This is a genomic window from Cellulomonas marina (assembly GCF_900111925.1).
Lineage (GTDB): Bacteria > Actinomycetota > Actinomycetes > Actinomycetales > Cellulomonadaceae > Cellulomonas > Cellulomonas marina.
On the sequence record NZ_FOKA01000003.1, the window covers coordinates 56,843 to 69,376 of the forward strand.

9 protein-coding genes and 1 tRNA gene are annotated in these 12,534 nt (G+C 77.8%); 2 read left to right on the top strand and 8 right to left on the bottom strand.

Annotation, left to right across the window (positions count from 1 at the left end; genetic code table 11):
* Positions 1–57: 57 nt before the first annotated feature.
* Complete coding sequence (locus tag BM048_RS04335; RefSeq protein WP_090031048.1) at positions 58–933, top strand: SGNH/GDSL hydrolase family protein; 876 nt, start codon at positions 58–60, stop codon at positions 931–933.
* Between the two features lie 4 nt (positions 934–937).
* Here the strand turns inward: BM048_RS04335 and BM048_RS04340 are convergent, their stop codons facing one another.
* Entirely contained in the window at positions 938–2,065 is a 1,128-nt protein-coding gene (locus tag BM048_RS04340; RefSeq protein ID WP_139224294.1) for a sensor histidine kinase, read from the bottom strand.
* 92 nt (positions 2,066–2,157) lie between these two features.
* Here BM048_RS04340 and BM048_RS04345 point away from each other — a divergent pair, with 92 nt between their 5' ends.
* Positions 2,158–2,826: a response regulator gene (locus BM048_RS04345; RefSeq protein WP_090031050.1), complete on the top strand. Its 669-nt coding sequence runs from the start codon at positions 2,158–2,160 to the stop codon at positions 2,824–2,826.
* A gap of 35 nt (positions 2,827–2,861) precedes the next feature.
* Here BM048_RS04345 and BM048_RS04350 read toward each other — a convergent pair whose 3' ends face one another.
* The 7 genes from BM048_RS04350 to BM048_RS04380 form a co-directional block, all read right to left on the bottom strand.
* Complete coding sequence (locus tag BM048_RS04350; protein WP_175499300.1) at positions 2,862–4,718, bottom strand: glycoside hydrolase family 15 protein; 1,857 nt, start codon at positions 4,716–4,718, stop codon at positions 2,862–2,864.
* A 652-nt stretch (positions 4,719–5,370) separates the two neighbouring features.
* Positions 5,371–5,865, bottom strand: a complete 495-nt coding sequence (gene nirD, locus BM048_RS04355; protein ID WP_308439466.1) for a nitrite reductase small subunit NirD — start codon at positions 5,863–5,865, stop codon at positions 5,371–5,373.
* Positions 5,862–8,504, bottom strand: coding sequence for a nitrite reductase large subunit NirB (gene nirB, locus BM048_RS04360; protein ID WP_090031051.1), 2,643 nt, complete (start codon positions 8,502–8,504; stop codon positions 5,862–5,864). Before nirB ends, nirD begins: the two co-directional genes overlap by 4 nt.
* 93 nt (positions 8,505–8,597) lie before the next feature.
* Positions 8,598–8,674, bottom strand: a tRNA-Thr gene (locus BM048_RS04365).
* Between the two features lie 125 nt (positions 8,675–8,799).
* On the bottom strand, positions 8,800–9,699 hold the full coding sequence (locus BM048_RS04370; protein ID WP_090031052.1) for a DsbA family protein: 900 nt from the start codon (positions 9,697–9,699) through the stop codon (positions 8,800–8,802).
* A gap of 50 nt (positions 9,700–9,749) precedes the next feature.
* Positions 9,750–10,295 (bottom strand): hypothetical protein, encoded by a 546-nt coding sequence (locus tag BM048_RS04375; RefSeq protein WP_090031053.1) that lies wholly within the window; start codon positions 10,293–10,295, stop codon positions 9,750–9,752.
* Between the two features lie 101 nt (positions 10,296–10,396).
* Positions 10,397–12,283, bottom strand: a complete 1,887-nt coding sequence (locus BM048_RS04380; protein WP_090031054.1) for a serine/threonine-protein kinase — start codon at positions 12,281–12,283, stop codon at positions 10,397–10,399.
* Positions 12,284–12,534 lie beyond the last annotated feature (251 nt).

Here is a 12,534-nt window from a genome sequence, read left to right on the forward strand (position 1 = left end):
ACCGGGCCGCCACCAGCGGCCGGTCCGACCGACCGAGCCGCGGGCCATGATGGGGGCGTGAGCCCGACCGGACCCGTCCCCCGCTGGCAGCGCTACGTCGCCCTCGGCGACTCGTTCTCCGAGGGGCTGTGGGACCTGGCCCCGACGGCCGAGGACCCGGCCCCGCGCCCACCCGCCGCGGGCGAGCCGCTGCCGGGCACCGGCAGCTGCCGCGGCTGGGCGGACCTCCTGGCCGGCGCCCTGTCGCAGCGCCGGACCGCCGCGGGGCTCGAGCCGCTGCTCTACGCCAACCTCGCCGTCCGCGGGCGCCTGCTGGGCCGCATCCTCGACGAGCAGGTGCCGGCCGCCCTCGAGCTCGGCGCCGACCTCGTCAGCCTCGTCGGCGGCGGCAACGACATCCTGCGCCCGGGCGCGGACGTCGGCGCGCTGGCCCGGGGCCTCGAGGACGCGGTCGTCCGGCTGCGGGCTGCCGGTGCCGACGTCCTGCTCGGCACGGGCGTGGACACCCGCGAGAGCCCGCTCGTGCGGGCCACCCGCGGCCGGGTGGCGATCTACAGCACGACGATCTGGTCGATCGCCCGGCGGCACGGCGCGCACGTCGTCGACCTGTGGGGCATGCGGTCCCTGGCGGACTGGCGCATGTGGGCCGACGACCGCATCCACCTCACGACCGACGGGCACGTCCGCGTCGCGCAGGCGGCGCTCGTCGGCCTCGGCCTGGACCCGGACCGCGCCGACTGGGACGACCCGCTGGCGCCCCTGCCGCCCGCGCCCCGCCTCGAGCGCGTCCGCGCCGACGCCCGCTGGGTGCGGGCGCACGTCTACCCGTGGGCGACGCGGCGGCTGCGCGGCCGGTCCTCGGGCGACGTCGTCTCGGCCAAGCGACCCGTCCTCGAGCCCCTCGTCGTCGACGGGGCCCCGCTCGGACGCTGAGCCCCTACGCCCCGCGCAGGTGGTCCACGGGCAGGTGCGCCTCCAGCCGGGTCCCCTGCCCGGGGGTGGGGACGAGGTCGAGGCGTCCCCCGACGAGGCCGAGGCGCTCCCGCAGCCGCGCGGTCCCGGAGGCCTGCACGCGGGTCGGGTCGAACCCGCCGCCGTCGTCCGTCACCGCCACGAGCAGGGCGCCGTCGCGCCGCCCGACGACGACCTCCACCCGTTGCGGCCGCGCGTGCCGCAGGGCGTTCTGCACGCCCTCCTCGACCACGCGCACGGCCAGCAGCCGCTCGGCGGAGGTGAGCCGCGGCGCCGAGGGGTCGTCGAGCGCGCGCACCTCGTCGTCCACCCGCAGGTCCACGGCGATGGAGGTCGGCACCCGGCGCAGCATCGCCCGCAGGGCCGGCAGCAGGCCGATCTCCAGCGACTCGGGGTAGAGCAGGCGGCTCGTCTCGCGGACGTCCCGGGCGCGCACCTGCTCCAGGTCGTCGCGGGCGCTGCGCAGCGAGGCCAGCTCGTCGCGCGTGAGGGGACGGGCGGTGGCGGCCGCGAGCACCCGGTCCAGCCGTGCGACCACCAGCACGAGGCGCTGCTGCAGGCTCGCGTGCAGCCCCTCGGCGACCTCGCGCCGCACCCGGACCTCCTCGGCCTGCAGCGCACGCACCGCCTGCTCGACCCGGACCGTCTCGCGCTCCGCCGCGCGCGTGCGCTCGCGCAGCCGCCGCCGGCGACGCGTGTGCTCCAGCCCGAGCACCGCGGCGACGGCGGCGACGACGGCGCCGGTGCCGGCCTCGACGAGGGGCGCGCCACCGCCCGTGACGCCGAGCGCGTGCAGCAGCCCCCACCGCGCCAGCCCCGAGACGAGGGCGAGCCCGAGCACCGCCGCCGCGGCGGGCCACCGCCGGCGCGAGCGGTGCACCCCCAGCACCACCAGACCGGCGACGAGGAGCCCGAGCGCCCCCGCGTCGGCGACGAGCCGCGCCAGGAGGACGCCCGCGTCGGGGCGGGCGGGGCCGGCGGTCTCGAGCGCCAGGGCCACCTCGTGCAGGGTCCCGGCGGCGAGCAGGGCCGCGGCCACGGCACCGGTGCCGGTGAGCAGCGCCCGCCGGTCCGCACGCGACGACGCCTCCATGCCCCCGCCCTCCCGCCGGACGCCGGCCGGCGGCGCGCCACCGCCGGACAGGACGTTCCGCTGCGCCCCGCGGCCGACCATACTCACCTGCGATGACGACGACCGAGGTGGGCCTCCTGCGCGTGGCGGTGGTGGAGGACCAGCCCCTCTTCCGCGCCATGCTCCAGCACACCCTCGACGGGACGCCCGGGCTCGCGGTGGTCGCGGCCGCGGGGTCGGTCGCGGAGGCCGAGGCGGCGCTGCCTCCGGGCGCGGCCGACGTCGTCGTGCTCGACATCGACCTGCCGGACGGCAACGGGATCGCGCTCGGCGTCGGGCTGCGGCGCCGGCAGCCCGGGCTCGGGATCCTCCTGCTGTCGGCGCACGACGCGATGGACCTGCTGCTCGACGTGCCGCGGGACGTGGCGGTCGGCTGGGGCTACCTGTCCAAGACGTCCGGCACGTCGGAGGAGCTGCTGGTGCAGGCCGTCCGGGCCGCGGCCAGGGGCGTGACGGTGCTGGACCCGGCGCTGCTGGAGGGGGCGGCGCCGCGGGCCGGCTCGACCGTCTCGCGGCTCACCGACCGGCAGCTCGGCGTGCTCCGGCTGCTCGCGCAGGGGCTGTCGAACGCGGGCATCGGGCTGCGGCTGGGCATCACGGAGAAGTCCGTGCAGAACCACGTCAACGCCATCTACGCGACCCTCGGCATCGACGCCGACCCCGCGCGGAACCCCCGCGTGAGCGCGGCGCTGCGGCTGCTGGAGGAGACGGGCGACCGCTGACGGCCCGCGCCCTGCGTCCTGCACGAGGGGCCGGCTCAGCTCCCCGACGTCGCCCCCGTGCGCTCGGCGGCCGTCGAGCCGGCGGCCTCCACGTCGGGCACCTCGACGGGCGCGCGACCCGTGGCGTCCCACACCGCGATGGCGGCCTGCACGAGCGCGAGGTGGCTGAGCGCCTGGGGCAGGTTGCCGAGGAACTCGTCGGTGTCCACGTCGACCATCTCGGTCCAGAGCCCGACGTCGTTGGACGCGGCGACGAGCTCGTCCATCCACGTCCGCGCCTCGTCGACCCGCCCCACCTCCGCGAGCGCGGCCACGCCCCAGAACGAGCACGCGACGAAGGCGCCCTCCTCCTCGCGCATGCCCGTGTAGCGGTGCAGCCACGGCCCCGTGCCGAGCTCGGCGCGCAGGGTGTCGACCGTGCGGCTCATGCGGTCGGAGGTGTCGAAGCCCGACATCGCGTGCAGCAGGATCGAGGCGTCGAGGTCGTCGCTGCCCGACGCCATGACGTAGGTGCCACGCGCCTCGTCCCAGCAGTGCTCCTCGACCCAGTCCCGGATGCGGCGCGCCTCAGCCCGCCAGCGGTCGGGCGTGCCCGGGATCTGGCCGGCGTCGGCCAGGTGGGCCGCGCACTCCAGGGCCTGCCAGCAGCCGAGCTTCGACGTCGTGAAGTGGCGCTCGTCGTGCAGCTCCCAGATGCCGGCGTCGGGGCGGTGCCACGCGTCGGCGGCCTCGTCGGCGAGCGCGGCCAGGACGCGGCCGGTGTCGGCGTCGAGGAGGTTGCCCGCGTCCACGTACCCGCGCACGACGCCGAGCACGTCCCCGTACACGCCGAGCTGCCGCTGGGCGCCGGCGTGGTTGCCGACGGCGACCGGTCCGATGCCGCGCCAGCCCGGCACGTCGGGCTCGTCGTGGTGGTCGTGCACCTCGCCCGCCAGCGTGTAGAAGACGCGCGGCTCCTCCGACCGGATGGTCCGCACCACCCAGGAGATGGCGGCGTGCGTCTCCTCCCGCAGCCCGAAGTCGATGAGCGCGTCGACCGCGTAGGCCGTGTCGCGCAGCCAGGAGTAGCGGTAGTCCCAGTTCTTGCCGCCGGCCCAGCTCTCCGGCACCGACGTCGTCGCGGCGGCCGCGATGGAGCCCGTGGGCGCGTGCAGCAGCAGCTTGAGCTGCAGGGCGCTGCGCTGCACGGCCAGCGGCCACGGGCCCTGGTAGCGGAACGCGTCGGTCCAGGTCTGCCAGTTGGCCACCGTGCGGCTGATCCGGTCGTCGACCTCCTCGGCCCGGGGGACCTGCACCGGCTCGCGCTCGGTGCCCACCAGGGCGACGAGGTGCCGGGAACCGGGGCTCGTCGTGAACGCCCCCGCGATCTCCTGCTCGGCGACGAGGGGGGTCAGGTCGTCGGAGAGCACCGGCACCATCGTCGCGCCGTTCACGCGCAGCACGGCGCCGTGCACCGTCCCCTGCACCCAGGGCGAGGCCGACGCCAGCGCCGTGCCCGGGGCGATGCGCCACGCGAAGGGGACGTCGCCGGACAGCCCCTCCACGCGGCGGCCCAGCTCGCACCAGGGCAGGCGCCCGGCGACGCCGGTGCAGAGGGCGTCGGTGACCCGGGCCGTCCCGGTCGCGGTCTCGTACTCCGTGCTCAGGACGTTCGAGCCGGGCAGGTAGCGGCGGCGCAGGCGGTAGGGCTGGGTGGGCGCCAGCTCGACGACCCCGCCGCTCTCGGCGTCGAGCAGGGCGGCGAACGCCGGGGCGCAGTCCAGGTCGGGGATCGGCAGCCAGTCGACGCGCCCGTCGTCGGCGACGAGGGCCACCGTCCGGCCGTCGCCGAGGGCGGCGTAGGCGCGCAGCGCGGCATAGCCGTCCGTCCGCGGGGTCGGCTCCCGCAGCACCTCCGCCGCTCCCCGGCCGGAGCCGACGACGACGTCGAGGTCGCTCGTGGGTCCGCTGCCCTCGGCCGCCGCCTCCAGGGCGTCCTCGCCCAGCGCACGCCGCAGCTCGTCGACCCGCGGGCCGGGGGAGGTCGGGGGACGGGTGGGGCTCACGCTGCTCCGGGGGTCGCGGGCGGGTCGCTGGCTGCTCGTGCGTCTCGACGGTCGTCACCTCCGGCCGACGAGCGACGCGCGCCTCCGGCCGGACGACCGTCGCCGTGATCGTCCGGCTCCGCGGGCGGACCCGCAACCGGCCCGGTGCCCGGCCGCCGCGCTGCTCAGGGCGGGCACAGCGCCGCGGTCGCCGGGGTCGGCACCCCGGCGCGGCGGGCTGCCGCCGTCCACCGGGCAGGGGGGGCCGCGTGCGTCCGGACGGGTGACGCTGCGCCCGGACGCCCCCGCGGGGCCGCGCCGGGCAGTAGGTTCGTCCCGGTTCGTCCGGTCGTGGTCACCCCCCTGCGGCTGCGGCCGGGCGGACCCCTGATCGCCCCCTCCTCGCCCACTGCCCCCGGGTGGGGAGGGGGCACCTCCGCGTGCCCTCATGGCGACGAGCCCCGCCGCTGGCCGTGCCGACGAGCGTGCTGCCGGCCCCTCGCGGGTCGGGCGACCGCGGTCAGGCCGTCGCGAGGAGGACGGCGTCGCCCTCGACGCGCACGCCGTAGGTGCGCAGGTCCTGCGGCTCGCGGCCGACCGGGTCGAGGCACGCCCCCGTCGTCAGGTCCCAGACCTGCTTGAGCATGGGCGAGGTGAGCACGGGCGCCTCGCCCCGGCTCCCGACGATGCCCCGCGCCAGCACGTTCGCCCCCGAGAAGGGGTCGCGGTGCTGCACGCCGAGCACGCGGTCGTCGGCCAGCCGGAACAGCGCCACCTGCTGCCCGTCGACGAGGACGGCCGCGCCGCGCTCGGGCACGAGGTCGGACAGCGCGCAGACGGGCACCCAGCCGGCCGCGGTGCCGGCGGACGCGGCCGACACGGTGGTGCCGGCGCGGCTCGGCGCGCCGACGGGGGCGACGCCGGCGGCGGGACCGCCACCGCAGCGGCACGAGCCGCAGCAGCCCGCGCCCTCGGCGGCATCGGTGACGGCGGCGACGGTGGTGGCGGTGCTCACGGGACGACCTCCAGGGTGCGGGCGACGCGCGGGTCGTGGTGCTGGACGTCGCCGGTGCGGGCCGGGCGGACCTGGCCGCGCAGGGACGTGTAGGACAGGTCCGGGTCGTGCTGGTCCGGCGCGTTGACGAAGGCCACGAAGTGCCGGAGCTTCTCGGGGTCCTCGAGCGTCGCGCGCCACTCGTCGACGTACGCGTCCACGTGCCGGGCGATCTCCGCCTCGAGCTCGGCCCCGAGGCCCCGGGAGTCCTCGACGACGACCCGCCGCAGCTCGGCGATGCCGCCCTCGAACCCGGCGACCCACGGCGCGGTGCGCTGCAGGCGGTCGGCCGAGCGGATGTACAGCGCCAGGAAGCGGTCGACCACCTGCACGACGCGCTCGTCGTCCAGGTCCTCCGCCAGCAGCTCGGCGTGCCGGGGCGTGAAGCCGCCGTTGCCGCCGACGTAGACGTTCCAGCCCTTCTCGGTGGCGATGACGCCGACGTCCTTGCCGCGCGCCTCCGCGCACTCCCGGGCGCAGCCGGAGACGCCGACCTTGAACTTGTGCGGGCTGCGCAGGCCGCGGTACCGCAGCTCCAGCCGCGTGGCCATGCTCACCGAGTCCTGCACGCCGAAGCGGCACCAGGCCGACCCGATGCAGCTCTTCACGGCCCGCAGGCTCTTGCCGTAGGCCTGCCCGGACTCGAACCCGGCGTCGACGAGGCGGCGCCAGATCGTCGGGAGCTGGTCGAGGCGCGCGCCGAACAGCCCGATCCGCTGCGCGCCCGTGATGCGGGTGTAGAGGCCGAAGTCCTGCGCCACCTGCGCGAGGACCGCGAGCTTCTCCGGCGTGATCTCCCCCGCCGGCACGCGCGGCACCACGGAGTACGTCCCGTCCTTCTGCAGGTTGGCCAGGACGTGGTCGTTCGTGTCCTGCAGCGAGGACTGGTCCGGCTGGAGGACGTGACCGACGCCGAGCACCGACAGGATCGAGGCCACGACCGGCTTGCAGACGGCGCAGCCGCGCCCGGTGCCGTGCTTCGCGACGACCTCGGAGAACGTGCGCAGCCCGTCCTGCCGCACGAGCGCCAGCAGCTCGGCGCGCGGCATCGCGAAGTGCTCGCACATGGCCCGGCTGACCTCGACGCCCGCCTTCTCCAGCGCGGTGTTGACCAGCGTCGTCACCAGCGGGACGCAGGAGCCGCAGACCGTCCCGGCCTTCGTGCAGGCCTTGACCTCGCCGACGCTCGTGCAGCCGTGCTCGCTGACCGCGCCCCGGATGGTGCCGGCGGTGACGTTCGCGCAGGAGCAGACGACGACGTCGTCGGGCAGCTCCGTCTGCGGCGCGCCGCCCGCGCCCTCGGGCGTGAGGAACGCGGCCGGGTCCGCGCCGAGCGGGCGCCCGAGCAGGGGGCGCAGCCGGGAGTACAGGTCGATGTCGCCGACGAAGACCCCGCCCAGCAGGGTCCGCGCGTCGTCGGACACGACGAGCTTCTTGTACGTCTTCGCCACGGGGTCCGCGAAGGTCACCTCGAGCGCGCCGGGCGTCAGGCCCAGCACGTCGCCGAAGCTCGCGGCGTCGATGCCGACGCCCTTGAGCTTCGTGCCCTCGGCGGAGCGGCTGTGCACGGCCGTCCCCCCGAGCAGCCGGTCGACGACGACGTCGGCCATGGCGTTGCCCGGCGCGACGAGGCCCGCGCACTCGCCCTCGAAGGACGCGCACTCCCCGATCGCCCACACGGCGGGGTCGGACGTGCGGCACGTGGGGCCGACGACGACGCCGCCGCGCTCCCCCACCGCCAGGCCGCTCTCGCGGGCGAGCCGGTCGCGCGGCCGCACGCCGGTGGAGAAGACCACGACGTCCGCGTCGAGCACGTCCCCCGTGGACAGCTCCGCGCGCGCCACGGCCCCGTCCGGCCCGGCGACGAGGCGCTGGGCCGCCGCGCCCGTGCGCACCTCCATGCCGAGGTCGTCGACGAGCACCCGCAGGGCCTCGCCGCCGCCCGCGTCGAGCTGCACGGCCATGAGCCGGTCCGCGAACTCGACGACGGCCGCCTGGGCACCGAGCGTCTGCAGCGCCGCCGCCGCCTCGAGCCCCAGCACGCCGCCGCCCACGACGACGCCGCGCACCGACCGCCCGAGCGCCGCCCCACGGTCGCGCACCCAGGCCATGAGCCCGCGCAGGTCGTCGAGCGTGCGGTAGGAGAACACGCCCGGCAGATCGGTCCCCTCGGCGCGGGGCGTCCAGGCCCAGGAGCCCGTGGCCAGCACGAGGGTGTCGTAGGGGTGCACGGACCCGGATGCCGTCCGCACGGTACGGGCCTCGCGGTCGACCGCCGCCACGGCGTCCCCGGTGCGCAGCACGACGCGGGGGTCGTCCCAGACGGCCGGCGCCATCGCCAGGTCCTCGACGGTGCGGCCGCCGACGTGCTCCGACAGGTGCACCCGGTCGTAGGGGAGGTAGGGCTCGTCGCCCAGCACCGTCAGGCTCCAGCCGTCCTCCGGCGCACGGCGCAGCCAGGACTCCACGAACCGGTGGGCCACCATGCCGGCACCCACCACCACCACGCGGCCGGGGGCGCCGCCGTCTCCGTCACTCGTCACGGGGACGAGTCTTCGTCGTCCCCCGGGCGAGGTCCTGGGACCGAGGGCCCAGGACATCCCGGGCACGGGGGACGGAGGGGGACGTCCCGGGCGGTCCCGGGGCGCACGCCCGACGAGGCACGGGGTGCGAGCGGGATCGAGGACGGGCCGTGGAGCCCCCTGTCGGATTCGAACCGACGACCCCCTGTTTACAAGACAGGTGCTCTGGCCGACTGAGCTAAGGAGGCGAGGCGCCCAGGGTAGCGTCGGCGGCCGGACGCGCCGACGGCGGCACCCCCGTCCGGGTGGTGCCGCCGTCGTCGTCGGTCGTCCGCCGTGCGCCGCCCGCCGGGTGCAGGACCCGGCCGGGGTGTCAGCCCGCGAGCGCCAGGTCGATCTGCTCCTCGAGCGGGCCCGGCGTCGTCGGGTCGCCGGAGAACGGCTGGCCGTCGATGAGGATCGTCGGGGTGCTCAGGCGCGGCAGGTCCGCCTCGGCCTGGCCGGTGACCGCGACGACCCACGGCGCGTACGTGCGCCACGTGCCCTCCTGCTCGCCGTCGCCGTCGGTGAAGGAGCCGGAGACCGTGTCGGTGAAGGTGTCCGTGACGGCGGCCGGGACGCCGACGCCCTGCGCGATCTCGGCGATCTCGGCGTCCGTCAGGCCCTCCGTGCCCTCGGCCGGCTGGTTCTCGAACAGCGCGGTGGAGAAGGCGATGAAGTTGTCCGGGTCCTGGTCCGCCACCGTCGCGGCGGCGTTGGCGGCGCGCGTGGAGTAGAAGGTGCCGTTGGAGGCGCGGTCCAGGAAGGACAGGAGGTGGTAGGTGACGGAGATGTCGCCCGCCTCGGTCCGCTCGGCGAGCATCTGCGCGTTGGCCGCCTCGAACTGCGCGCAGAACGGGCACTGGTAGTCGAGGTAGACGGTCAGCTCGACGGGGGCGTCGCCGGTGGTGCCGACGCCGTCCGCGCTGACGGGGATGCCGCCCCTGTCGTCGGTCCCGGCGGGCGACGTGACGTCCGTCAGCGCCGGGGCCTCGACCGTGTCCGACGTACCGCCGTAGACGACCTGGCCGTAGGCCTCACGGTTGGCGGTGCTGTTGGTGATGATGAGCGCGACGACGACGGCCAGCGCGATGACGGCCGCGGCCAGGCCGCTGATGGCGATGATGCGGGTGCGCTTGGCCTTGCGGGCCTGCTCTGCGCGCAGGCGGGCGGCCTCCGCGCGGGCCGCCTCGCGGCGGTCGGCCTTCGACGGCCGGGGGTCGTTGCTGGGCATGGTGGGTCTCTCCGGTGGCTCGGTGCTGCACGCGCTCGTCGGCGCGGGGGTCAGGGACGGGCGGCGGTCGGCCCGACGAGGGCCGCGAGCACGGCCGGGGGCCCGCGGTGCGAGCGGACGGTGCCCAGCCCGCGCTGCGCGGGCGGACCGTCGACGGCGGGCGCGGCGCGTCCGCGCGGCACGCGGCCGACGGGGTCCGCGGCGAGCACCGGCCGGCGGCCGCGCACGACGACGCGCACGACCGCGTCCCACAGCGCACCGGCCGTCCGCACCAGCGCCGCGGCGACGCCGAGCAGCCCGGCCCCGCAGGCGGCGAGGACGACGTGCGCCCCCGTGAGCGACAGCGCGAGCTGGGCGACGACGAGCGCGGCGCGCCCGAGCCCGCCGAGCCCCAGGGTCCCCTCGGGACAGCCCGGTGCGCCCGCGAGCAGGTCCAGCCGCAGCGCGAGCGGTGCCAGCCCGCCGGCGGCGACGCACCGGTGCCACAGGACCGTCACGGCCCCGAGCGCCAGCAGCACGACCAGCGTCCCCGCGGCGGCCGCGAGCACGGCCCCGGCGGACCGGGGCAGGCGCAGGCGGGCGGCGGACGACGGCACGAGCCCAGGGTACGGGCCGCCCCTGAGGCGCCCGACGCCCGCCCGGGTGAGGAGCGTCCGGACGCGGCTCGTCCGACGTCCGCCCCGAGCGCTGGGCCGGCTCAGGGCAGCGTCGGCGTGGGCAGCGGGGTCCAGTCGACGGCCTGGCCCTGCAGCACCTGGGCGACGAGCAGCCCGGCCACGACCAGGGCGACGAGCACGAGCGCGACCGCCCCGCCGCGGCCCGGCGCCAGCGCCGCCAGGGTCCAGCGCGCCCCGAGCCGTGTGGTCCGCGACGCGGGCCCCCACCAGGCGGCGAGCACCCCGACGAGCACGCCGCCGCCGAGCAGGGCCTGCACGGTCCGGCCGCCCGGCGGCTCGCCCGGGACGAGGTGGGCACCCGTCGGCGCCCACGTCCCGCTGCCCAGCAGCCACCACAGGACGCCCAGGACGATGACGGCCACGCTCGCCCCGACGACGAGCGACGGCAGCAGCCCCACGAGCGCGCGCAGCAGGTGCCACGGCGTCGTCCCCACCGCCGCCGCGACGTCCGCCCGCCCCGGGCCGCCGCGCCGCTCGCGCCGGCCGTGCATCGCCTCGACCGTCGAGCCGACGGTCCTCACGAGCAGCAGCAGCACCGCCACGACCGCGAGCGTCCAGACGGGCACGAGCGCGCCCGCCGCCCCGACGACGAGCGCCAGCGCGAGCAGCGACCCCCAGCGGCGCCGCGGGACCGGGCGTCGCCAGCCGGGCCCGGGCGGGTCGACGTCCGTGTCGCCGCCCGGACCGGGCGCGCCCGGCGAGGTGGGCACGCCGGGCGCGCCGGGCCCGACGAGCGGGCTGACGTCCCCGGACCCGACCGGGGGCACGGCGACCGGCGCCGCCGCGGCCGCGCGGGGCGGCCGGACGGGCAGGAGCTGCGTGCTGCCGTCCTGCGCACGGTCGGAGGGGGTCGCCACGACCGCGGGCGCCCGCCCTGTCACCGGCGTGTGGACCGGCGCCGGGGCCGGCGGGGGCGCCGTAGGCAAGACCTGCGTGGCCCCGGTCGGCGGCGGCGGCGCAGGGGGCAGCACCTGCGTGGCCCCCGCCGGCGGCGGGACGGCGGGCAGCACGTGCGTATCGCCGTCGTCGCCGCTCGGCCCGCCGGCACCGGCAGCGCCGAGGTGAGCCACGTCGTCGGCCACGTCCTCGTCGTCGCCGACGCCCAGGGCCGCGTCGTGCAGCACCTCGAGCAGGACGTCGGGCCGGGGTCGTCGCGCGGGGTCCGGGTCGAGCGCCGCACGCAGCGCCGCCCGCACCCGCCCCCCGACGCCCTCGAGCGCCGTCTCCCCCGCCATCGTCCGCGCGAGCACGGCGTCCGCCGGCCCGCGGCCGAACGGCGGGCGGCCCGTGGCGGCCCAGGCGACGACCGCCGCCCAGCCCCACAGGTCGGACGCCGGGGTCGGCTCCTGCCCGGCGACGAGCTCCGGCGCGAGGTAGCCCGGCGTCCCCACGACGAGCCCCGCCGAGGTGACCCGCGTGTCGTCGGCGGACTGCGCGATGCCGAAGTCGATGAGCACGGGCCCGGCCGGCGTGACCATGACGTTCGACGGCTTGAGGTCCCGGTGGACGACGCCGGCCGCGTGCACGGCGCGCAGGGCGTCGAGCAGGCCGTCGGCCAGCAGCGCGAGGTCCGGGCCGTCCAGCGGGCCCTCCCGGCGCACGCGCGCCTCCAGGTCCTCGCCGGGGACGAGCTCCGTGACGAGGAAGGCCTCGGAGGAGTCGGCCTCCGCGTCGAGCACCGCGGCGACCCCGGGGTGCCGCAGCCGCTGCAGGGCCAGGACCTCGCGGCGCAGGCGGTCGCGGGCCTCGGGGTCCGCGCCGACGTGGGGGTGCAGCAGCTTGAGCGCCACGGCGTGCCCGCCGCCGTCCACCGCCCGGTAGACGGCGCCCATCCCGCCCGCGCCGAGCGGGGCGACCACGGTGTAGCCGCCGACCTCGGTGCCCGGGGCAGGGCCGATGCGCTCCATGCCCCCGCACGCTAGCGCCCGGTCCCGCCCCTGGCCGGGAGCGGACAGGTGCGTCCGCGGCGCCGGGCGGGGCCGCGGTTCGCCCGTTAGGGTCGACGCAGCCCGCCGCCGGGCTGCGCTGCGCGCGCCCTCGCGGCCCTCTGCACGACCACTCCCAGGAGGTGTCCTCGTGCCCGCAGCCGGCACCCCCGACGACCGCACCGCCGACGACCGCACCGCCGACGACCGCACCGCCGACGACCGCACCGCCG